Source organism: Agrobacterium sp. M50-1 (genome assembly GCF_049843495.1).
GTDB lineage: Bacteria > Pseudomonadota > Alphaproteobacteria > Rhizobiales > Rhizobiaceae > Agrobacterium > Agrobacterium radiobacter.
In genome coordinates, this window is sequence record NZ_JBBHZH010000011.1 from 58250 (window position 1) to 80789 (window position 22540).

A 22540-nucleotide genomic window follows, 5' to 3' on the forward strand; every position below is an offset into this window, starting at 1 on the left:
GGGCGGCCTATTTTCCCACCGTGCCGGCGAGTTTTTGGTCCCGCTGCTTCTGCAAAAGCCTCTTGCCCTTGCTCACAATATGCAAATTAGCGGCGTCAAGCTTGTTGTACCCGGCCTGAATAATATCGAGATCGGCAACGTGACCGATTGCTGCCAGTTCATGCACTACGTCGCCAATAGCGACATCGACACTCGGCTTTTGCAGGTTGACCACATCCTCCACCGCAGCGTGCATGCCTTGCGCGTCTCCGCCCATGACGTGATACAGCGTCAGCGCCTTGCGAAGAAATGCTTCGCGGCGCTCGATCTTATTGTTGAGTATACTTTCGCCAACGCGATCTCGCATCAACTCAACAACTCTATTTTGATATTCGCCCATCAGACACCAAATAAAGTTCACAATATGCTTCGCGAGGCTACAAACAATCCCCTTAGAACTGGTTAAGGCACGAGGCTTGCGCGGGTATGACCGTCATTTTCGAAATATGTCACAAAAGCTGGTTTTCATGACGAAGCATTTCGATACCACGTGCCGCGAAAACACCCGGTCGTGATGGCTGGGGCGGCGCTATACATTGAGAATCACGGGATGATCACTATTGTGCGATCTCGCATGAGACAAACCCTGCGGGACGGGTATTGATAACCGTCAGGTTATTTATCACCCCCCTTATTTCATTTTACTTTGGCCACCGCACTCATCAATCTGGCAGCCTGGATCGGTGGATGGGAGCCACGGATCAATTGGGAGGAATTCATGAAATTACGGATCACCGCCGCCATCGCGGCCATCTGCTTCAGTACTGCCGCTTATGCCGAGACCATCAAGGTCGGCGTGGTCGGTCCGTTCTCCGGCCCCTTCGCGTTGCAGGGCAAGAACTTCAAGGCCGGCATCGATGCCTGGTTCGCCCTTCACGGCAACAAGGTCGGCGATGACACGGTCGAGGTCGTCTATCGCGATGTGCCGCAGGCCGATCCGGCGCAGTCCAAGGCGCTGGCGCAGGAACTGGTGGTTAAGGAAGGCGTGCAATATCTCGCCGGCTTCTATTTCACCCCCGACGCCATGGCGGTTACGCCGCTTCTGAAGCAGGGCAATGTGCCGATGGTCATCATGAATGCCGCCACTTCGGCCATCGTGACCAAGAGCCCCTATGTGGTGCGCACCTCGTTCACCACCTGGCAGACCTCTACCCCCATCGCCAAGGTGGCGTTTGATGGCGGCGTGAAGAAGGTCATTTCACTGGTCAGCGATTACGGCCCGGGCGTCGATGCGGAAAATGCCTTCAAGGCCGCCTTTACGGCCGCTGGCGGCGAAGTGGTGGAAACCATCCGCATGCCGCTTTCCACCAATGATTTCAGCCCGATCATGCAGCGCGTGAAGGATTCCGGCGCTCAAGGCGTCTTCGCCTTCCTGCCATCGGGCCCGACGACGCTCGGTTTCGTCAAGGCTTTCAACGATAACGGCCTGAAATCTTCAGGTGTCAAGCTCTTCGCACCGGGCGATCTGACGCAGGAATCCGACCTGCCGGCGCTTGGCGAAGCCGCACTCGGCATGCAGACGACCTTCCATTACGCCGTCTCGCATGATTCGCCTGAAAACAAGACCTTCGTGGAAGCCGCCACCAAGGCGATCGGCAATCCGAAGGAGCTGTCCTTCCCTTCCGTCGGCGCCTTTGACGGCATGTATGTCATCAGTAAGATGATCGAGGCCACCGGCGGCAAGCAGGATGCTGAAAAGGCAGTGGACGCGGTGAAGGGTCTTTCCTGGACAAGCCCGCGCGGCCCTGTCAGCATCGATCCGGAAAGCCGCCATATCACGCAGAACATCTATCTGCGCGAAGTGGCCAAGGCTGATGACGGCGCCTATTACAACAAGGAAGTCCAGACCTTCGAAAAACAGGGCGATCCGGGCCTCGCCGCCGCGAAGTAAACGACAGCTTTGACGACGTTGTCGGGCCGCCAGTAGCGGCCCGTCTCCGGCCCGGATGGGCATTGCAGCACCGGGAGGGTTTTTCAGCATGCAGACGGTCTTCAGCATCCTTGTCGATGCGCTTGCCTATGGCATGGTCCTGTTCATCATCTCCATCGGCCTTTCGGTGACGATGGGGCTGATGCGGGTGGTCAATCTGGCACATGGCGCCTTCGCCATGATCGGCGGTTATCTCGCCTCCTACGCCGCCCACGGCCTCGGCCTCGGTTACGCCGTGGCGATCATCGTCGCCATTGTCGGCACCATCGTCATCGCCATTCCGCTCGAACGTTTCCTCTATCGCCGCATCTATGGCGCGCCGGAGCTGACACAGGTGCTGATGACCATCGGCATCACCTTCTGCATCATCGGCATCGCCAATTTCGTTTTCGGTCCCACACTGAAGACCATACCCTTGCCGCAGCAGCTGGCCGGCCCCACCGATCTCGGCTTCCGCACCATCGCCACGCATCGAATCTTCGCCATCGCCTGCGGTCTGGCTGTTGCCGGCGCATTGTGGTTCACCTTCGAAAAAACGGCCTTCGGCATCAAGCTGCGCGCGGCTGTCGATAATGCCGCCATGGCCGCCGCACTCGGCGTTCGCACCGAGATCATCTATGCCGTCAGCTTCGCCATCGCCGTCGGCCTAGCCGCCATGGGCGGCGTCATCGGCGCGGAACTTTTGCCGGTCGAACCCTATTATGCGCTGCGCTACATGGTCACCTTCCTCGTGGTGGTCTCGGTTGGCGGCGCGGGTTCCATTCCCGGCGCGCTGATCGCCTGTCTGCTGCTTGGCGCGATCGACACGACCGGGCGGTATCTCGCCCCCGAATATGGCGAATTCTTCTTTTACCTGGCGGTCATCGTGATCATCACGCTGTTCCCGCGCGGCCTTCTCGGAAGGGCGAAATGAGATGGCGGTGCTCATGAACGACGTGACTGAAACGGCAGAAATCCCGAAGACGCGTTCGCCGCTGCGCGCGCTCGCAGGGCCGCTCCTCATCATCGCCGCCGCTGTCGCCGGTTATTATCTGTTTCCGGATAATCTGGCGCTGCTCACCCGCATCATCGCCATCGCGCTGCTGGTGCTGTCGATCGATCTCGTCACCGGTTATTGCGGCGTCGCGACACTTGGCCATGCCGCACTCTTCGGCGCGGGCGCCTATGCCGCCGGCATTGCCGCGGCCCATTTCGAGATCACCGATCCGCTGCTGATGACCGCCATCGGCGCGGCGGCGGGCGGTGTGGCCGGGCTGGTCTCCGGCACCGTTCTGCTGCGCGCCCACGGCCTGCCGCAGCTCGTTCTCTCCATCGCCGTCATCCACCTGTTCCACGAAGCCGCCAACAAGGCCTCCGGCTGGACCGGCGGCAGCGACGGGCTATCGGGCGTCTCCCCCGACGCCCTGTTCGGCACTTTCGAATTCGATCTTTTCGGCCGCACCGCCTATATCTATGGCGTCTGTCTGCTGCTTCTCGTCTTCCTCGCCCTCAAGGTGGTGGTCAATTCGCCGTTCGGCATGTTGTGCCGCGGCGTCAAGCAGGACAGCATCCGAATTCAGGCCATGGGCGGTTCGGTCAACGGCACTATTTTGAAGATGTTCGTCATATCAGGCATCGTGGCCGGTATCGGCGGCGCGCTGAACGCCATCTCCACCCAGGTCGTCGGTCTCGACAGCCTCAGCTTCACACTCTCTGCCGAAGGGCTGGTCATGCTGGTGCTCGGCGGCGCGGGTTCGCTTTACGGCGCGCTGATCGGCACCGTCACCTTCATGTGGTTCGAGGATGTGGTTTCCGCCGCCAACCCGTTCCACTGGCTCACCATTGTCGGCCTGCTGCTGATTGCCGTCGTGCTTTTTGCGCCGCGCGGGCTTTATGGCGCGGGTGAACAGATCATCATGCGCATCCGCGGAGGCCGCAAATGAACGCCATTTTCGAAGTCTCCGGCCTGCAGAAAAATTTCGGCGGCCTCGTCGTCACCAATAATGTCTCGCTGTCGCTTTCGCCGGGAGACCGCACGGTGCTGATCGGCCCCAATGGCGCCGGCAAGACAACCTTCGTCAATCTCGTCACCGGCAACGTCAAGCCCTCGGCGGGCACAGTACGCATCGCCGGTGAGGACGTGACAGGCCTCAGTTCCAGCCAGCGGGTAAAGCGCGGCCTCGTCCGTTCCTTCCAGGTCACCCGGCTGTTTCAGGACATGACGCCGGAGGAACATGTGGCCCTCGCTATTCTCCAGCGTGAAGGCAAGACGGGCCGGATCTTCGGCCGATACCGCGCCATGCCCTCGGTGATGAGCGAAGCGCGCGACATTCTCGGCACGCTGGGTCTGCTTGGCCTTGCCGAAACCCGGGTGCGCGAAATCGCCTATGGCCAGCAGCGTCTGATCGAGATCGCGCTCGCCATGGCGCTCCGCCCGAAAATCCTGCTGCTGGACGAACCGGCCGCCGGTGTGCCTTCCACGGAGACGGCGCGCATCGAACAGGCGCTCGACCGGCTGCCGGCCGATCTCGCCATATTGATGATCGAACACGACATGGATCTGGTCTTCCGTTTCGCCAAACGTGTGGTGGTGCTCGCCGCAGGCGCGGTCATCTTCGACGGTTCGCCGGATGAAGTGACCAGCAATGCGCAAGTCCGCCAAGCCTATCTGGGAAGTTACGCCGATGCCCGCAGCGCCGCTTGAAATCACCAACCTCACCGCCGGTTACGGCCCGACAAGGGTCATCGAGGGCCTGTCGCTTTCCGTGCCGTCGGGCTCGCGTTTTGCCGTGCTTGGCCGCAACGGCGTCGGCAAGACCAGCCTCTTCGCCACACTGGCCGGCCAGACGAAACGCTTCGCCGGCGATATCCGCCTCGGCGGACAGGATATCGCCACCCTGCCGAGTGCCGCCCGCGCCAAAGCCGGTCTCGGTTACGTGCCGCAGACCCGCGATGTCTTCCCCACACTGACGGTTGAGGAAAACCTCTTCGTCGGCCTCAAAGACAGGCCGAAATCGGCCATCGAGGAAGCCTACACGCTGTTTCCACGCCTGAAGGAACGCCGCCGCAATCTTGGCTCGCAGCTCTCCGGCGGCGAACAGCAGATGCTTTCCACCGCCCGCACCATTCTCGGCCAGCCGCGCGTGCTGCTGCTTGACGAACCGCTCGAAGGCCTCGCCCCCGTCATCTGCGAAGAACTGATGGCAGCCTTCTCCAAGCTCGCCCAATCCGGCGAAATGACCATTCTTCTTGTCGAACAGCGCATCCAGATGGCCATCGACTTCGCCGACCACGCCATCATCATGGAACGCGGCCGCATCGTCTGGGAAGGGCCATCAAGCGAACTTGCAGAGAACCCTGGTATTATCGATACGCATCTTGGGGTTGGCGGGCTGCACTGAGTCCCCCTCACCACCCTCATTCCTGTGCTTGTCACAGGAATGAGGAGAGTATGCTGCCCATTCCTGCCCCAAATCCCGTCCATCACTCATACCTCGAAAAACCCAATGGAATAAAAATTCCATTGCAGTTAAAGTGCACACGATTTCAGTCTGCATGAGGGAATGACAATGACGGCAATCGAGGCGCCAGACTCCGTAAAGGCTTTTGAGGAGCGGCTGCTCCAGGTCGCGGAGGGTTTGCCGAAACGATTGCGGCAATGCGCCGATTATGTCGCTTCCAATCAGGATCGCATCGCCGTTTCCACCGTCGCCGAAATGGCCGAAGGCGCCGGTGTGCAGCCTTCGGCCTTCATGCGCTTCTGCCAGATCATGGGTTTTTCCGGCTTTTCGGAAATGCAACGCCTGTTTCGCGATTCCTATGTCGGCGGCTGGCCGGATTATGCCACGCGGCTCGACCATCTGCGTGAAAAGGGCGATGAAAGCGCCTCCGGCCTGCTGGCGGAATTTGTGGAAGCCGGCCGTTCCTCGCTGGAAATGCTGCTGAAATCGGTCGATACGCGGCAGCTTGACGAGGCGGTTTCTGCACTGGCAAAAGCGCGCACCGTGCATATCATCGGTTTGCGGCGCTCTTTTCCCATTGCCAGCTATCTGGCCTATGCCTTCGAGAAGATGAAGGTGCCGGCGGTTCTGCACAGCGCCGTCGGCGGGCTCGGCAATATCAGCGCCATTTCCCGCGACGACGCCCTGATCGCGATCACCTTTTCCCCCTACTCCGCGGAAACGCTGGAACTTGCGGAAAATGCCCGCGCCAACGGCATTCCGGTCGTGGCGCTTTCCGATTCCGCCGTCAATCCGCTCCGAAAGTCAGGTGCGACGCTGCTGACCGTGACGGAGATCGATTTCGGCGCGTTCCGCTCGCTTTCCGCCACGCTCTGTCTCGCCATCACGCTGGCGGTTGCTGTGGGAACACGCAAGACGGCCTGAATATTTTTATTGAAAACGGAAAAAATAGAATTTATGATCCAAATCCATGAAACGGGCGTTCCATAATCGTCCGTCTCGTGACGGGATATGTGAGCGGAGGAGGCTCACCGAAACGGGATGGCGATAGGTGGCGGCATGATTGCCTGATCCGCCCGACACCATGAGGCACACCGCGCAAAAGCGCGGTGCTAAGGAGGAACCTTTTGAAAAAACTTGATCTCATCACGATCGGGCGCTCGTCTGTCGATCTATACGGCTCGCAGGTTGGCGGCCGTCTGGAGGACATGGCCTCCTTTGCCAAATATATCGGCGGCTCGCCCACAAACATCGCCGCCGGCGCGGCGCGCCTGGGGCTCAACAGCGCCGTCATCACCCGCGTCGGTGACGAGCATATGGGCCGCTTCATCCGCGAACAGCTGGTGCGCGAAGGGGTCGATGTGCGCGGCGTGAAGACGGACCCGGAGCGGCTGACCGCGCTGGTGCTGCTCGGCATTCGTGACCAGAACCAGTTCCCGCTGATCTTCTATCGTGAAAACTGTGCCGACATGGCGCTCAGCGAAGACGATATCGATCCCGCTTTCATCGCCGAGGCAGGCTGCATCTGCGCCACCGGCACGCATCTGTCGCATCCGAAAACGGAAGCGGCAGTGCTGAAAGCACTGAAACTCGCCCGTGAAAATGGCGCAAAGACCGCGCTCGATATCGATTACCGCCCCAATCTCTGGGGTGTGGCCGGCCATGGCGATGGCGAAAGCCGTTTCGTGGAATCGCAGAAGGTTACCGCCAAGCTGCAATCCACCCTGCATCTCTTCGACCTGATTGTCGGCACGGAAGAGGAGTTCCACATCGCCGGCGGCTCCACAGATACGCTCACGGCACTCAACGCCGTGCGCAAGGTCTCGAATGCGACGCTGGTGTGCAAGCGCGGACCGATGGGCGCCGTCGTCTTCACCGGCGCTATTCCCGATAGCCTCGATGATGGCGAGACGGGCGAAGGTTTCCCGATCGAGGTCTTCAATGTTCTGGGTGCCGGTGACGGTTTCATGGCCGGGCTGTTCCGCGGCTGGCTGCGCGGCGAGGACTGGCCGACGACGCTGAAATACGCCAATGCCTGCGGCGCTTTCGCCGTCTCCCGTCACGGCTGCACCCCGGCCTATCCAAGCTGGGAAGAACTGCAATATTTCTTCAAGGCGGGCATCCGCAACAGGGCGCTGCGCAAGGACGAAGCGCTGGAGCAGGTGCACTGGTCCACCAACCGCAAGGGCGACTGGGAGACGATGCGCGTCTTCGCCTTCGATCACCGCATGCAGCTGGAGGCGATCGCCGACGAGCTTGGCGTCAAGCACGAGCAGATCGGCGCCTTCAAGAAGCTCTGCCTTCAGGCCGCACAGCAGGTTGCCGGCGGTGAGGCGGGTTATGGTATTCTCTGCGATGGCCGTCTTGGCCGCGATGCGCTGTTTGCCGCCAGCGGCTCCGGCTTGTGGATCGGCCGTCCGGTGGAATGGCCGGGCTCGCGCCCGCTGACGCTGGAACCCGATCTCGGCAAGGATTTCGGCGGCCTTTCGGAATGGCCGCTTGAAAATGTCGTCAAGGTTCTGTGTTTCTATCACCCCGATGATACCGAGGAGATGCGCGCCGCACAGGAAGAGACCGTGATGCGCCTGTTCGAGGCGGCACGTCGCAACCGGCTGGAAATGCTGCTGGAGGTCATTCCCTCCAAGGTTGGCCCGACCGACGATTTGACCGCCGCCCGCATCATCGAGCGCTTTTACGAGATCGGCGTCTATCCTGACTGGTGGAAGCTTGAGCCGATGAAGACCCGTGCCGCGTGGAAGAACGCCTGCGACGCCGTGCATCGCAACGATCCTTATGTGCGTGGCATCGTCGTTCTCGGCCTCGACGCGCCGCAAAGCGAGCTGGAAGAAAGCTTCCGTCTTGCCGCCGGTTTCGATCTGGTCAAAGGTTTCGCCGTTGGCCGCACGATATTTGCCGACGCCGCCCGCGGCTGGCTTTCCGGCAAGATGACCGATGAGGATGCGGTCAGGGATATGGCGCAGCGTTACACCAGCCTGTGCCGTATTTGGGATGAGGCGCGCGCCAAAAAGGGAGAGGCAGCGTGAAGACAATCAGATTGACGGCTGCGCAGGCCATGGTTCGTTACCTGGCGGCGCAGATGAATGAACATGGCGAAACCTATATCGCCGGCATGTGGGCCATTTTCGGCCATGGCAATGTCGCCGGCATCGGCGAAGCGCTTTATGGCATCAGGGACGAGCTGCCGACCTATCGCGGCCAGAACGAGCAATCCATGGCCCATGCGGCCATTGCCTATACCAAGCAGCTGCGCCGCCGCCGCGCCATGGCGGTCACTTCCTCCATCGGCCCCGGTGCGGCGAACATGGTGACGGCGGCAGCGCTCGCGCATGTCAACCGCCTGCCGGTGCTCTTGATCCCCGGCGATGTCTTCGCCAATCGCGGCCCAGACCCCGTGCTGCAGCAGCTGGAAGATTTCGGCGACGGCACCATGACGGTGAATGACTGCTTCCGTCCGGTCAGCCGTTATTTCGACCGCATCATGCGGCCGGAACAGTTGCTGACAGCCCTGCCCCGCGCCATGCGCACCATGACGGACCCGGCCGATTGCGGCCCGGTCACGCTGGCCTTCTGCCAGGATGTGCAGGCTGAAGCCTATGATTACCCTGAAAGTTTCTTCGAAAAGCGGGTCTGGCGTCAGCGCCGCCCTGAACCGGATGTGGTGGAATTCGAAGAGGCCGTCGCTGCGCTCAAGGCGGCCAAGCACCCCATCATCGTTGCCGGCGGCGGCGTGCATTTTGCCGGCGCAACCGAAACGCTGAAGCGCTTTGCCGAAACCCATTCCATTCCGGTCGTCGAAACGCAGGCCGGTAAATCGGCGCTTGCCTGGGATCACGATCTCAATTTCGGCCCGGTCGGCGTCACCGGTGCGGAATGCGCCAATATCATCAGTGAAACGGCCGATCTGGTCTTCGGCGTCGGCACCCGCTTTCAGGATTTCACCACCGGCTCCTGGGCGCTGTTCAAGAACCCGAACCGTAAAATTCTTGCGCTCAACGTTCAGCCCTATGACAGCGCCAAGCATGATGCGATCAGCCTGACGGCGGATGCGAAGATCGGGCTTGAAAAACTGTCGGCCGCCCTCGGCAGCCACCGTTTCGCGGCGCCGGATGCCGGTCTCAAGGCTGCATGGTTCGAAAAGGCCGATGCCGATACGGCGGCGCCGGGCGAGGACAACGCCAACAGCCTGCCGACAGACATGCAGGTCATCGGCGCGGTGCAGCGCCAGTCGCGTGACAATACCGTCGTCATGTGCGCGGCCGGCACCATGCCGGGCGAGCTTCACCAGCTGTGGAAATCCAAGCTGCCGCTCTCCTATCACATGGAATACGGCTTCTCCTGCATGGGTTATGAAGTGGCGGGCGGCCTCGGCATCAAGATGGCGGAACCGGACCGGGACGTCATCGTCATGGTCGGCGACGGCTCCTATATGATGATGAATTCCGAGCTTGCCACATCGGTCGCCATGGGCGTCAAGATCACGCTCGTCATCACCGACAACAGGGGTTACGGCTGCATCAACCGGCTGCAGATGGAAACCGGCGGCGCGGAGTTCAACAATCTCTACGCCCACACCAACGTCAACCCGATCGCCATCGATTTCGTGGCCCATGCCGGCTCGATGGGGGCGGATGCTCGCAAGGTCTCCACCATTTCCGAGCTGGAAGCAGCGCTCGCCAGCGCCCGGGAATCCACCCGCACGACCGTGATCGTCATCGATACCGACCCCTATCCGACGCCGCAGGCCGGCGGTCACTGGTGGGATGTCGCGGTGCCCGAAGTGTCCGACCGCGCCGAAATCGGCCCGGCCCGCGCCCGTTATGAAAACCATGTCAAGGAAAGACAGTAAGATGATCCGTTACGGAACCAACCCGATCGCCTGGTCGAACGACGACGACCGCACGCTGGGTGCGCATATCAGCCTCGAACAGTGCCTTGATGAAACCGCCAAAATCGGCTTCGACGGCATCGAGAAGGGCCACAAGTTCCCGACCGACCCGGAAGGCCTGAAGGGCGTGCTTTCGCCGCGCGGCCTCTCTTTCGTCTCCGGCTGGCATTCGCTGAACCTTCTGACCGACGACATCGAATCCGAAAAGAAGGCCATGCAGCCGGCGCTTGATCTCTTGAAGGCCATGGGCTCGAAGGTCATCATCGTCTGCGAGACCTCCAACGCCATCCACGGCGATGACGGGAAGGCGCTGGTCGACCGTCCGCGCCTTGCGACCGAGGACTGGGCGTCGTTCGGCGCCGGTGTCGAAGCGCTGGCCGCCTTTGCCGCCGAACAGGGCATCACCCTCGTTTATCATCACCACATGGGAACGGTGGTGGAGAGCGAAGAGGAGATCGACCTCTTGATGAAACACACGGGTCCGAAGACTCACCTGCTGCTCGATACCGGCCATTGCCTGTTCGGCGGTGGCGATCCCGTGCGCGTCGCGCAGAAATACATGGGTCGCGTCGGCCATATCCATGCCAAGAACGTGCGCGCTGCCATTGCTGATCAGGTACGGGGCGAGCGGCTTTCCTTCCTTGAAGGCGTTCGCCGCGGCGTGTTCACCGTGCCGGGTGATAGCGAAGGCGGCGTGAACTTCCCGCCGGTGCTGAAAGTGGCGGCCGAGCATAATTACAGCGGCTGGCTGGTCATCGAGGCAGAACAGGATCCTGATGTGCGCAACCCGTTCGAATATCAGAGCCTTGGACTGAAATCGCTGAAGGCGTTTGCGCGCGAGGCGGGGCTGGACAAGGCTGAGGCTGCCTGAAGCCTTTCCTCATTCCTGTTCCCCGGGACAGGGATGAGGGAACGTCGGAACAGCCGCCCGATAAATTTTACGACTGACCAAAAAGGAACACCACCATGACCTCACTTCTGCGCAAGCCGGTCGCGACCAGCGGCAAGGTGCACGATATCACGCCCCAAAGCGCGGATTGGGGTTATGTCGGCTTCGGCCTCTACCGCCTGAAGCCGGGCGAAACGGCGGCGGAAAACACCGGCGATACGGAAGTCATCCTCGTGCTGGTCGAAGGCAAGGCGAAGATTTCCGCAGGCGGCAAGGAGTTCGGCGAACTTGGCGACCGCATGAATGTCTTCGAGCGCAAGCCGCCGCATTGCGTTTATGTTCCCGCCGGCTCTGACTGGTCGCTGACGGCGACGACCGACTGCACCGTCGGCGTCTGCACCGCACCCGGCGAAAAAGGCAGCCGTGAGGCGCAGCAGATTGGCCCAACCGGTGTGCAGCTGACCGAACGCGGCAAGGGCGCCAATACGCGTTATATCTTCCCCATCGCCATGGAAGAACGCGACGTGGCCGACAGCCTGCTGGTAACGGAGGTCTTCACGCCATCAGGCAACTGGTCGTCCTATCCGCCGCACCGGCATGACGAGGACAACTACCCCGACATGACCTATCTGGAGGAGACCTATTATCATCGCCTCAACCCGGCGCAGGGTTTCGGCTTCCAGCGTGTCTTCACTGAGGACGGCTCGCTGGACGAGACCATGGCGGTGTCGGATGGCGATGTCGTGCTCGTCCCGAAGGGCCATCACCCCTGCGGCGCGCCCTATGGTTACGAGATGTATTATCTGAACGTGATGGCGGGGCCGATGCGCAAATGGCGCTTCAAGAACCACCCGGATCACGACTGGATTTTCAAGCGGGATAATCCGTAATTCACTCACCTGTCCTCATTCCTGTGCTTGTCACAGGAATCCAGCCGGCGCGCGTCTGCGCGACGGGGAGAGTCTTCCCAGCCCAAGGACTTGGGCTGGCTGGATCCCTGTGACAAGCACAGGGATGAGGGCGGAGGGGCTTTGTTTCGCCTGCCACATTTCAATAAACGCTCAATACATTGATTTAATTCTAAAACTCTCGGGAGGAGAATACCATGGCCGCTCTTGGCGTGGGCCTTATCGGCACCGGTTACATGGGCAAATGCCACGCGCTGGCGTGGAACAATGTCACCAGCGTCTTCGGCGATGTGGAGCGCCCCCGCCTCGTGACGCTCGCGGAAGTCAATCCCGAGCTTGCCGCAAAGAAAGCCGCCGAGTTCGGCTTCGCCCGCTCGACAGGCAACTGGCGCGACCTGCTGTCCGATCCCGAGATCGACGTCATCTCGGTCACCACACCGAATGCTTTCCATCCGGAAATGGCGATTGCCGCCCTTGAGGCCGGCAAACATGTCTGGTGCGAAAAGCCGATGGCGCCCGCCTTTGCCGATGCGGTAAAGATGCGCGATGCCGCCCGCCGTTCCGGCAAAGCGGCAGCCATGGGTTACAACTACATCCAGAACCCTGTCATCCGCCACATGCGCCGCCTGATCGACGAGGGCGCAATCGGCAGGGTCTATCACGTCCGCGCCGAAATGGACGAGGACTTCATGGCCGACGCTACCCAGCCCTTCTACTGGAAAAGCGAGGCGTCCTCCGGTTACGGCGCGCTGGACGATTTCGCCGTGCATCCGTTATCGCTGCTCTTTGCCCTGTTCGGCCATGCCGAAAGCGCCATCACCGATATGGTGAAACCCTATGAGACCCGCCCGCTTGCCGGCGGCGGCGAGCGCGCCGTCGAGACGCATGATCTTGCCAGCGTTCTCTTGAAGCTTGAGGGCGGCATTTCCGCCGTGCTCATCGCCAACCGCTCCGCCTGGGGCCGCAAGGGCCGCATCGCCATCCAAATTTATGGCTCCACCGGCTCGATCCTGTTCGACCAGGAGCGGATGAACGAATTCCAGCTCTACACCACGGACGGACGCCCCGAGGAGCAGGGTTTCAGAACCATCCTCACCGCCCCCCACCACAAGCCCTATGACCGCTTCATCCCCGCCCCCGGCCACGGCCTCGGCTTCAATGATCTGAAGGTGATCGAATGCCGCGAACTGATAGCGGCGATCGAGGGAAAGAAGGCCCATATCATCGATTTCGAGGAAGGGCTGAAGATCGAGCGCAGCATCCACGCCATGGCCCGGTCGTTTGCCGAAGGGCGCTGGGTGACGGCGGAGGAGATTGCGGAATAGGGACGGGTATGAGGTGAGCGCCAAGTTTCACCTCTTTCGTCATGCTCGGGCCTGTCCCGAGCACCTGCAACGCCTTGATTTTATTCGACGTGATTAGATCCTCGGCACAGGGCCGAGGATGACGTCGAGAGAATGTGCACCCCTCACCACCGACTTCAAGGGGACTGCAGCCTGTCTGGAAATTTAAACCGGGCAGCAGTGGGACAAGCCCGAGGATGACGCTGGAAAAGGATTACCCCTTGACCGGCGTTTCCGGCACCGGCGTCAGCACCGTGCCATCCCTGAACCAGCCGAGAATATTATCCGCAACCAGATCGGCCATCGCATTGCGCGTCGGAACCGAGGCGGAGGCGACGTGCGGCAGCAGGGAGACATTCGGCAGCGACAGGAAGGCTTCCGGCACCTTCGGCTCGGCATAGAACACGTCGAGGCCGGCAGCTCCCAAAGCACCGTTTTTAAGCGCCTCAAGCAGCGCATCCTCATCGACGCTGGAGCCGCGCCCGACATTGACGAATACGCCCTCAGGCCCAAGCGCCGTCAGGATTTCGGCGTTGATCGCCTTATGCGTTTCCGGCGTGCCCGGCACGATGCAGATCAGGATGTCGACAGCCTCCGCCATCTCCTTCAGCGAACCGTAATAGGTATAGGGGAGGCCATCCCGCTTGCTGCGGGTGTGGTATCCGATCTCCACCTTGAAGGGCTCCAGCCGCTTGGCGATTTCCTGGCCGATACGGCCCATGCCGAACAGACCCACCTTGCGGCCGCGCAGCGAGAAGGGAGAGAGGGCAAACGGCCCTTCGCCAACCCATTTGCCGTCACGCAGCCAAGTCTCGGCCTGATAGAGCCGGCGCACGGTATTGATCAAAAGCGCAATCGTCGTATCCGCCACTTCATCGTTCAGCACGTCGGGCGTATTCGTCACCACGATGCCGCGCGTGGCGGCATGTTTGGCATCCACGCCATCATAACCCACACCGAAATTGGCGATGATCTCCAGCTTCGGCAACGCATCGATCCATTTGGCGTTGACGACGCCGGAAACAGCGACGGCATTGATGCGCTCCGCCGCACCCTCAGGCAGAACCGGCTCGGCGCCGGCAGGCACTGTCACGATCTCGACCTTGCCTTCGAGGCGTTCAAGAACGCGCGGGTTGATCTTGCCGGGAACGAGAACGACGGCCTTTTTGTCAGACATGAGCGGATATTCCTCCTGATAACATTCCAATAGCCGGAGCAGGCTTCAGGCGAACCTTTCGCCATCCCACTCCTCTGGGCGGCGATCCTTTCAAACAAAGACGGCCGTGAAAAGGGCAATAAGGGGATGCTATGGGGCCAGACGGAAGTTTCATGCCGATTTTTTTGCGACACATGCACGTCCGTCATGCCGACCTGATCCGCCGGTATTCGGTATAAATCTCTAGAGAGGTTGCGCCTGAACGGAGGTCAAGCGCGAAGGATATGGTTTCTCGCGACGTCATCCTTGGGCTTGTCCCAAGGATCTAATCACGTCGACAAAATCAAGACGTTGCAGATCCTCGGGACAAGCCCGAGGATGACGTCGGCGCAGGTGGCGGGACCATCTTCCTAAAAAAGAGTCCTTTCCCGCCGCGCGGACGCACCTCGGCTGGCTTTCGGGTCAAAGCGTGAGACGGGGAAGTGCGACGCCAAGACCACTCCTGCACATCAGGTCAGGCTCACACCCGCGGCCGCACCGGCCCGGTCGATTGCCGGATACGCATTTCCGGCTTGATGAGGTGAATGCCGTCAGGCTCATGGCTGCCCGCCAGCCTGTCGAGCAATGCGCGGGCCGCTAAGCGCCCTACTTCGGCCTGGCCGTTGGAAACGGTGGTCAGCGCCGGGGTGGCGATCGCGGCTTCTTCCAGATCGTCGTAGCCGGTTACCGAGATATCGACACCCGGCACCAGACCCGCACGGGAAATGCCGTTCATGAGACCGATGGCGACGAGATCGTTCCAGCACACGGCCGCGGTCGGCTTCTGCGGCAGCGACAGGAAATGCACCGCCGCCTCAAACCCGCCCTGCTTGGAGCGCGGGCCGGGAATGCGCAGGTTCGGATCAACCTCGATGCCCGCCTTGCGCAGCGCATTGACGTAACCCTGGTAACGGTCGCGTCCGGTCGAGGTCTGGTCCGTGCCGCCAACCATGGCGATGGTGCGGTGGCCGAGGCTGATCAGGTGGTTGGTGGCAAGCGAAATGCCGTAGCTGTCATCGCCGCGATAGGTCGGCATGTCGACGCCGTCCATCGAGCGCGCCACCAGAATGGCGGGCATGCCGTTTTCTTCGGCCAGCGTCATGTCCTCGATCGGCGTGCCGATGGCGGGCGACATGATGATGCCGTCGGAACCGAGCTGCAGCAGCGTCTCGATGAAGGTGCGCTGTTTTTCCACCGAATCATAATGGTTGGAAAGAATGAAGGTCTGGCGGCTGCGATCCAGCTCGCTTTCGATGGCTTTGAGGATTTCCCCGTAAAACGGGTTCATCACATCATGGAACACCACGCCGACAATGCCGGAGCGCGAGGTGCGCAGGCTGGCGGCGCGGCGGTTATAGATATAACCCAGCGCCCGCGCCTGTTCCTTGATCTTGTCCCGCGTGTCGGCAGCGACCAGCGGGCTATCGCGCAATGCAAGAGAGATGGTGGCGGTCGAAAGACCGAGGCTTTCGGCAATCGTAGACAGTTTGACCTTTTGGGCCACGGCATTCCTCCCCAAACGCGTGTCACTGACGGATGTCTCCGTTTAAATTGCAATTAAACAATTTAAACAAAATCCGCAACCCGTTTAAGGAATACCCACAAAACAGATGGTTCTTTTAAAAATTTCAACAAAATTATTGAAGATTGGCGTCGATTGCCTTGAGAAGTTTAACAACGTTGCGAATATCCTTGGCCGAAAGCCCTTCAATCGCCCTCGCTCCGCAATCGGCTATCGAGGTGTTGATGTGGTCGACGCTTTTCAGGCCCGTTTCCGTCAGCTTCACCAGCGTCACGCGGCCATCCTCGTCGTCGCCGCTGCGTTCCACGAAACCCTGGGCTTCCATGCGGCCGATGGTGCGCGTCATGGTGGGCGCCTTGACGCCGAGTTTCTGGGCGATCTGCCCCGGCGTCAGGCTGCCTTCCTGCGCCAGCGCCAAGATGACGCCGTCCTGCCCGGCATAAAGCCCGCTTTCGGCAAGGCTGTGGCTCAGCGCCGTGCGCATGGAGCGGGCGGCCTGGGTAATGGATTGCGCCAGCTCCTCGGGGTTGAAGTTCTCATCCCTCTTTTTGGCGTCCTTTACCTTCTTGCCGCCCTTTTCCTTCTTGGCGCTTTTGTCCTTATGCCCGGATTTGTCCTTGCTCATATGCGAGTGCCTTTTACCCTGTGGCGGAACCGATATATGTTGCTGGAAATCCTTACCGAATACACGCGCGGACTGCCAGATGCCAAACTCATACACGCATTATCACGACGAAAACGTAACAGACCCTCATCTTCGCGCAACAGGTGCAATTTCCGTGCTGCCGCTCGGCGCGCATGAACAGCACGGGCCTCACCTGCCCTTCGAGACCGATACGCTGATTGCCGAAGGCATTGTCGCCCGCCTCGCCGCCGCCCTGCCCCGCCATCTGCCTGTCTCCTTCCTGCCGGTGGAACCGGTCGGATATTCCATCGAACACATGAATGTGCCGGGCACCAAGACCTTGCGTTACGATGAGGCCATCGAGCGCTGGCTCGGCATTGCCGAGACGGAATATAAAAAGGGCGTGCGTAAAGTCGTGATGCTGAACGCCCATGGCGGCAATTCACCGCTGATGACCATTGTCGCCACCGAGGCCCGTGCCCGTTTCGGCATGCTGGCGGTCGCCACAAGCTGGACCCGTTTCGGCGTGCCGGCCGATATCGTGAAGCCGCAGGACAAGGCGGTCGACATTCATGGCGGCGATATCGAGACATCGGTCATGCTGGCGCTTCACCCCGAGCGGGTGGCGATGCAGAAGGCCGCCGACTTTCCCTCCCGCCAGAGCGATTTCGCCAGCCGCTTCAAACACCTGCGCGCCTATGGCCCACACGCCTTCGGCTGGCTGATGAGCGATCTCAACCCTGACGGGGCTGCCGGAAACGCCGCCGCCGCGACAGCGGAAAAGGGCGAAAGGCTGATTTCCCACGCTGTGAATGGCCTAGTCGAACTGCTTGAAGATATCCACGCTTTTGACATAACGTTATTTCATAACAAAATTTGAGTGACATGGCCGAATTCGGCCAAAATCTCTTTGAACTGCCAGGGCGTCGCGCCTATATGGACGACGACACATCTTCCTGAGGCTTGATAGCCTCTCTCCACGCGGGGTTTTCCATGACCGAAACAGCTATAGCCAAGCCCATTCCAGTCACCGTCCTGACGGGATATCTCGGCGCCGGCAAGACGACGCTTCTCAACCGCATTCTCTCCGAGAACCACGGCAAGAAATACGCTGTCATCGTCAATGAATTCGGCGAGATCGGCATCGACAACGATCTGATCGTCGAGTCTGATGAAGAAATCTACGAAATGAACAATGGCTGCGTGTGCTGCACGGTGCGCGGCGATTTGATCCGCGTCGTGGAAGGCCTGATGCGCCGGCCCGGCCGTTTCGACGGCATCATCGTTGAAACGACAGGCCTTGCCGATCCGGTTCCCGTCGCCCAGACCTTCTTCATGGATGACGACGTGCGCGCAAAGACCGAGCTTGACGCCGTCGTCGCCCTCGTTGACGCCAAGCACCTGCCGCTGCGCCTGAAGGACAGCCGCGAGGCTGAAGACCAGATCGCCTTTGCCGATGTCGTCGTCGTCAACAAGACCGATCTCGTTTCGCCTGAGGAAGTGGTCCGCATCGAGGATATCGTGCGCGCCATCAACCCGTCCGCGCGCATCTACAAGACCACCCGGTCGGGTGTCGATCTTGCCCGCGTTCTCGACCAGGGCGCCTTCAATCTGGAGCGCGCGCTGGAAAACGATCCGCATTTCCTCGAGCACGGCCATGACGACCACGTCTGCGGCCCCGATTGCGATCATCACCACCACGATCATGATCACCATCATCACGACCATGACCACGATCACGGGCATCACCACCACGATCACGACCATGGGCACGATCACCACCACGGCGCGGTTTCGCCGATCCATGACGTGACGGTGCAGTCGGTCTCGCTGCGCGGCGGCGAGATGAACCCCGAACGCTTCTTCCCGTGGATCCAGAAGGTCACCCAGACCGACGGCCCGAACATCCTGCGCCTCAAGGGCATCATCGCCTTCAAGGGCGATGCCGAGCGTTACGTGGTGCAGGGCGTGCACATGATCATCGAGGGCGACCACCAGCGCCCGTGGAAGGAAGACGAAAAGCGCGAAAGCCGCCTCGTCTTCATCGGTCGCGAACTGGACCGCGAGAAGCTGGAAAAGAGCTTCAACGCCTGCCTCGCGACGGCCTGATCCTTATCCCTCCGTCACCCCGGCCCTGAGCCGGGGTGCGGCTGCGTCCGTCATCCGCCCGACGCGCGTTCTTCGACACCCTACACGGCGGTTGAAAATCATTGACACTCCGGCGCTCCGGGCTCACCCCCTCTGTCCTGCCGGACATCTCCCCCTCAAGGGGGGAGATCGGCAAGACGCTCTCTTGTCACTTCATTCTCGACCGTCGAGAGGTGCGAAACCTCGCCACGGAGCGATCTCCCCCTTGAGGGGGAGATGTCCGGCAGGACAGAGGGGGGTGAGCCCGGAGCGCCGGAGCGTCAATGATTTTCAACTGCCGTGTAGGGTGGTTCCTCTACCACAAATCGCTCTATCTCCTTGATTTCACGAATCGTCCGAACGTAAAAGCGGTTCCGCTTTTGCCCGAAATGTTTTAGAACCATGCCTGCCGCCGGGGTCGACATCGTCACCCCATCCGACACAGATACGAAAGACCGATGCCCCATGCCGACTGTTGCCCCGCTTGATATCGAAGGCCACGTGGTCTCGACCCATTTTCTCGGCGACATTCCCCTGTTTGCCACCGCCGCCGGCACCATTCACCGGCTGGATGGCGGAGAGAAGGTGACAGAGGCGCATGACGGGCTTCTGACCTGCATTCGCGATCCCTACAGCGCCACGCTGCTTTCCGGCGGCGAAGACGGCCGTGTGCTGCGCATCGGCCATGACGGCAGTATCAGCGAGCTCGCCAATGTGCCGCGCAAATGGGTGGGCGTCGTTGCCGGCGGGCCGCAGAAGGCGGTGGCTTATGGCGTCGGCAAGTCCAGCTTCGTGCGGCTATCCGACGGTACGGTCAAGGAATTCAAGGAAGAGCGCACGGTGGAGGCCATCGCCTTTGCGCCCAAGGGCCTGCGCATCGCAGTCGCCCGTTATAACGGCGTGACGCTGCATTGGGTGGCAAGCGCGGGCGATCCGGTCGATCTGGAATGGAAGGGCGCGCATACCGGCGTCACCTTCTCGCCCGATGGCAAGTTCCTCGTCACCACCATGCAGGAAAACGCCCTGCATGGCTGGAAGATGGAAGCGACCAAGGGCGGCATGGAAGCCCGCCACATGCGCATGACCGGTTATCCCGCCAAGGTGAAATCCATTTCCTGGTCGGCAAAGGGCAAATGGCTCGCCTCATCAGGTGCGCCCGCCGCCATCGTCTGGCCATTTTCCGGCAAGGACGGCCCGATGGGCAAGGCCCCGGAAGAACTCGGCAGCCGCGCCAATATCATGGTCACCAATGTCGCCTTCCACCCGGTGGAAGACGTGCTCGCCATCGGCTTCATCGACGGCATGATCCTCGGTGTGCGCCTGGCCGACGGCAAGGAAGCCCTGCTTCGCCGCCCCGGCAAGGGCGCCATTACAGCCATGGACTGGAGCGCCACCGGCAAATTGCTCGCCTTCGCCTCGGAAGCGGGCGATTGCGGGATCATCGATATTTCGGCTTGAGGGCCAACACCCTGCTCCTCATTCCTGTCCTTCTCACAGGAATGAGGAATGTTTCGGGCCGCATGGCCAGATAAAATCCTCCCCACCCGGACCGGAGCGCCCTAATCGGCCACCTGCCGCCTCGTCAGAAACAAGAGCAGCAGCGCAGCGCCCGCACCGACCGAAGCAAGCCGGATGGAGGCGCCGAAGCTTGCATATTGCGACACGAACCCCATCAGCGGCACCGCAAAAAGTGCGGCAAGAAAGATCGAATTCATGTAGAGCGCCGTCGCCCGCGCCGTGCGCCCGCGGGCAAAGCCCTGCACGAAGGTGAGGCACGTACCGGCAAAGAGGCCGTAGTAGGAACCTTCCATGGCCGCCCCCACCAGCATGGCCGGCAGGGTCGTGACCGAAGCGATGATGTTGAAAGCGATGATCGCCGTCACCGCCGCGATGCTCAGAAGCAACCGCGCGCTGATCCGGCGCATGATCCTCGGCGCGAGCAGGATAAGCAGGACTTCCATGGCGCATTTGACGCTGAGCGACAGGCCCGGCGCATAATCCGGCAGGCCCACCTCGCGCACCAGAAATACCGGCAGGGCCGAGGCGCAGAGAGCATGGGCGAAAGACATGCAGAAACTGGCCGCCGCCGCCATCAGCAGCGGCAGGTTGCGCCCCGCATCGGCCGCGCCCTCATCCCGCCGCTCCATCGGGCAGGTCTGCCCACGCGGCACGATGGCAAGCGCAAGCGCACCCCAGATGGCCGCCATCAGCATGGCATTCACGAAGACGGCTTTTGCGCCGGCGAGATCAACGATCAGGAAAGCTGCAGCCGGCAGCAGCATCCAGGCCAGCGACACCGTCATTCTGAGGAAGGCGTTATAAGCGGTGGTATCGAGCGCCTCGACCCGGCCATGATAACGGCCGTAACTGAAGACGAGGGTGGTGGCGGCGTTGGAAAGCCCCATGCCCGTCGCCGTTACCGCAACCAACAGCGCCAGATGCCCGAAACTTGCGGCCGCCGCCGCCACGAAGGCGCCTGCGACGGAAAGCATGAGCAGCGGCCTGATCCGCACGCCGGAATCCACCCGCTCGCCATAAAGACGGCTGGCAGCGATGGAGGCCAGCGCCGCCGTTACGCTGTAAAGACCGAGCGTCGCCGGCGGATGGCCGAGCACCTGAATGATGTAGAACCCGATAAACGGCACGATAGCGGCATTGGTGCTGCCGGCGATGAAAACCAGCAGCGCGATCAAATAGGCCTGACGGTCAAAAGCGCCTGGCGAAGTGCTTTTCTGTAGCATGGGAATCGACTGGAGACTGGCAAGCGGGAGTGGAATGGAACCCACCATCACATCAAAACGGCCCGCTGTTCAAGCCTGCGCGGAAGGCAATGTGCGTTTTCGTTTCCGGCGGAACGCCTTCAAGCCTCGCCGGATCGATGCCGGCGCCACCGCATTAGGCGTGTGGGGCGTCGCAACGCTGCGCCGCCCCCTGTCGAAAACGGAATAACCGTCAGAACTTCACGCCAAGGCCAACCTTGACGACGTGTTCGCTGACATCACCGGTCGAAGTGATCGGACCAGTATGGTAGGTTGCCTTGCCGAAATCGTTGTAACGATATTCGACGCGTCCGAACAGGTTGTTGGTGAAGGCATAGTCGACGCCCGCGCCAACCGTCCAGCCGTGCAGGACCTTGCTGTCCTGACCGAACGGGGCTTTGACTTCGCTGTCCGTCGCGGTGTAGCCGGCGGCGGTATAGATCAGCGCGCGGTCGATCGCGTAACCGGCGCGCAGGCGCGCAGAGCCGTTCAGGCCTGCCGAAACCTCGCTGGTGACGATGGTCTTGTCGCCCCAGGCGTAACCGAGATCGCCTTCAACGCCAAGAATGACGGAGGGGGCAACTTCGGCATTATAGCCTGCGAAACCGGAAAAACGGCCGCCGTCAAATTCATGTTTCGTGGTGACGCCAAAAGTCGTCGACTTGACCCGGTTCCAGCCGTAACCCGCAGACGCACCCAGATAAACACCATCCCAGGAAAAGGCGGGCGCAACGTCGTTGACAACAGGTGCGGACGGAATATCGCTGACGGCGTCGGCGGCAGCGGCCACGCCGGAGAGAACGCCGAGCAGGCCGAGCGCGAGAAGAGATTGTTTCAACATGCGATAGCTCCTTGAA

At 61.0% G+C, this 22540-nt stretch carries 21 protein-coding genes; 15 read left to right on the forward strand and 6 right to left on the reverse strand.

Annotation, left to right across the window (positions count from 1 at the left end; all coding sequences use genetic code 11):
- Positions 1–7: 7 nt before the first annotated feature.
- On the reverse strand, positions 8–379 hold the full coding sequence (locus WDZ78_RS21440) for a hypothetical protein (protein ID WP_425674186.1): 372 nt from the start codon (positions 377–379) through the stop codon (positions 8–10).
- Positions 380–757: 378 nt separating this feature from the next.
- Here WDZ78_RS21440 and WDZ78_RS21445 point away from each other — a divergent pair, with 378 nt between their 5' ends.
- The 11 genes from WDZ78_RS21445 to WDZ78_RS21495 all read left to right on the forward strand — a co-directional run bounded on the left by WDZ78_RS21445 (position 758) and on the right by WDZ78_RS21495 (position 13437).
- The gene (locus WDZ78_RS21445) at positions 758–1930 is read left to right on the forward strand and encodes an ABC transporter substrate-binding protein (RefSeq protein WP_425674187.1); all 1173 of its coding nucleotides are present in this window, start codon (positions 758–760) and stop codon (positions 1928–1930) included.
- Positions 1931–2018: 88 nt separating this feature from the next.
- Complete coding sequence (locus WDZ78_RS21450) at positions 2019–2882, forward strand: branched-chain amino acid ABC transporter permease (RefSeq protein ID WP_425674188.1); 864 nt, start codon at positions 2019–2021, stop codon at positions 2880–2882.
- Position 2883: 1 nt separating this feature from the next.
- On the forward strand, positions 2884–3891 hold the full coding sequence (locus WDZ78_RS21455; protein WP_425674189.1) for a branched-chain amino acid ABC transporter permease: 1008 nt from the start codon (positions 2884–2886) through the stop codon (positions 3889–3891).
- A complete protein-coding gene (locus WDZ78_RS21460; RefSeq protein ID WP_425674190.1) occupies positions 3888–4652 on the forward strand; it encodes an ABC transporter ATP-binding protein in 765 nt (254 codons plus the stop codon). The genes WDZ78_RS21455 and WDZ78_RS21460 overlap by 4 nt, the downstream gene beginning before the upstream one ends.
- On the forward strand, positions 4633–5349 hold the full coding sequence (locus WDZ78_RS21465) for an ABC transporter ATP-binding protein (protein ID WP_425674191.1): 717 nt from the start codon (positions 4633–4635) through the stop codon (positions 5347–5349). Before WDZ78_RS21460 ends, WDZ78_RS21465 begins: the two co-directional genes overlap by 20 nt.
- A gap of 168 nt (positions 5350–5517) precedes the next feature.
- Positions 5518–6333, forward strand: coding sequence for a MurR/RpiR family transcriptional regulator (locus tag WDZ78_RS21470; protein WP_020809640.1), 816 nt, complete (start codon positions 5518–5520; stop codon positions 6331–6333).
- Between the two features lie 203 nt (positions 6334–6536).
- Complete coding sequence (locus WDZ78_RS21475; RefSeq protein WP_080864515.1) at positions 6537–8453, forward strand: bifunctional 5-dehydro-2-deoxygluconokinase/5-dehydro-2-deoxyphosphogluconate aldolase; 1917 nt, start codon at positions 6537–6539, stop codon at positions 8451–8453.
- Positions 8450–10276: a 3D-(3,5/4)-trihydroxycyclohexane-1,2-dione acylhydrolase (decyclizing) gene (iolD, locus tag WDZ78_RS21480; RefSeq protein ID WP_425674193.1), complete on the forward strand. Its 1827-nt coding sequence runs from the start codon at positions 8450–8452 to the stop codon at positions 10274–10276. Before WDZ78_RS21475 ends, iolD begins: the two co-directional genes overlap by 4 nt.
- A gap of 1 nt (position 10277) precedes the next feature.
- On the forward strand, positions 10278–11186 hold the full coding sequence (iolE, locus tag WDZ78_RS21485; RefSeq protein ID WP_425674194.1) for a myo-inosose-2 dehydratase: 909 nt from the start codon (positions 10278–10280) through the stop codon (positions 11184–11186).
- 95 nt (positions 11187–11281) lie between these two features.
- Positions 11282–12094, forward strand: a complete 813-nt coding sequence (iolB, locus tag WDZ78_RS21490) for a 5-deoxy-glucuronate isomerase (RefSeq protein ID WP_020009061.1) — start codon at positions 11282–11284, stop codon at positions 12092–12094.
- Positions 12095–12309: 215 nt separating this feature from the next.
- The gene (locus WDZ78_RS21495; RefSeq protein WP_425674195.1) at positions 12310–13437 is read left to right on the forward strand and encodes a Gfo/Idh/MocA family protein; all 1128 of its coding nucleotides are present in this window, start codon (positions 12310–12312) and stop codon (positions 13435–13437) included.
- Positions 13438–13669: 232 nt separating this feature from the next.
- On the opposite strand, the gene WDZ78_RS21500 is transcribed toward WDZ78_RS21495, so the two are convergent.
- The 3 genes from WDZ78_RS21500 to WDZ78_RS21510 all read right to left on the reverse strand — a co-directional run bounded on the left by WDZ78_RS21500 (position 13670) and on the right by WDZ78_RS21510 (position 16797).
- Positions 13670–14632 (reverse strand): 2-hydroxyacid dehydrogenase, encoded by a 963-nt coding sequence (locus tag WDZ78_RS21500; RefSeq protein WP_099087099.1) that lies wholly within the window; start codon positions 14630–14632, stop codon positions 13670–13672.
- A gap of 499 nt (positions 14633–15131) precedes the next feature.
- Positions 15132–16154: a LacI family DNA-binding transcriptional regulator gene (locus tag WDZ78_RS21505; protein WP_003505469.1), complete on the reverse strand. Its 1023-nt coding sequence runs from the start codon at positions 16152–16154 to the stop codon at positions 15132–15134.
- A 133-nt stretch (positions 16155–16287) separates the two neighbouring features.
- Positions 16288–16797, reverse strand: coding sequence for a MarR family winged helix-turn-helix transcriptional regulator (locus WDZ78_RS21510; RefSeq protein ID WP_003505467.1), 510 nt, complete (start codon positions 16795–16797; stop codon positions 16288–16290).
- Positions 16798–16876: 79 nt separating this feature from the next.
- On the opposite strand from WDZ78_RS21510, the gene WDZ78_RS21515 reads away from it, so the two are divergent.
- The 3 genes from WDZ78_RS21515 to WDZ78_RS21525 all read left to right on the forward strand — a co-directional run bounded on the left by WDZ78_RS21515 (position 16877) and on the right by WDZ78_RS21525 (position 20382).
- On the forward strand, positions 16877–17677 hold the full coding sequence (locus tag WDZ78_RS21515; protein ID WP_425674196.1) for a creatininase family protein: 801 nt from the start codon (positions 16877–16879) through the stop codon (positions 17675–17677).
- A gap of 113 nt (positions 17678–17790) precedes the next feature.
- A complete protein-coding gene (locus tag WDZ78_RS21520) occupies positions 17791–18906 on the forward strand; it encodes a CobW family GTP-binding protein (RefSeq protein WP_425674197.1) in 1116 nt (371 codons plus the stop codon).
- A 483-nt stretch (positions 18907–19389) separates the two neighbouring features.
- Positions 19390–20382, forward strand: coding sequence for a WD40 repeat domain-containing protein (locus WDZ78_RS21525; RefSeq protein ID WP_111793182.1), 993 nt, complete (start codon positions 19390–19392; stop codon positions 20380–20382).
- 101 nt (positions 20383–20483) lie between these two features.
- Here WDZ78_RS21525 and WDZ78_RS21530 read toward each other — a convergent pair whose 3' ends face one another.
- Positions 20484–21665: an MFS transporter gene (locus tag WDZ78_RS21530; RefSeq protein WP_425674198.1), complete on the reverse strand. Its 1182-nt coding sequence runs from the start codon at positions 21663–21665 to the stop codon at positions 20484–20486.
- A gap of 34 nt (positions 21666–21699) precedes the next feature.
- Here WDZ78_RS21530 and WDZ78_RS21535 point away from each other — a divergent pair, with 34 nt between their 5' ends.
- Positions 21700–21873 carry a hypothetical protein gene (locus WDZ78_RS21535; protein ID WP_425674199.1) on the forward strand — a complete coding sequence of 58 codons (174 nt, stop codon included), beginning with the start codon at positions 21700–21702 and terminating at the stop codon, positions 21871–21873.
- Positions 21874–21876: 3 nt separating this feature from the next.
- Here the strand turns inward: WDZ78_RS21535 and WDZ78_RS21540 are convergent, their stop codons facing one another.
- Entirely contained in the window at positions 21877–22524 is a 648-nt protein-coding gene (locus WDZ78_RS21540; RefSeq protein ID WP_020009069.1) for an outer membrane protein, read from the reverse strand.
- Between the last annotated feature and the right edge of the window lie 16 nt (positions 22525–22540).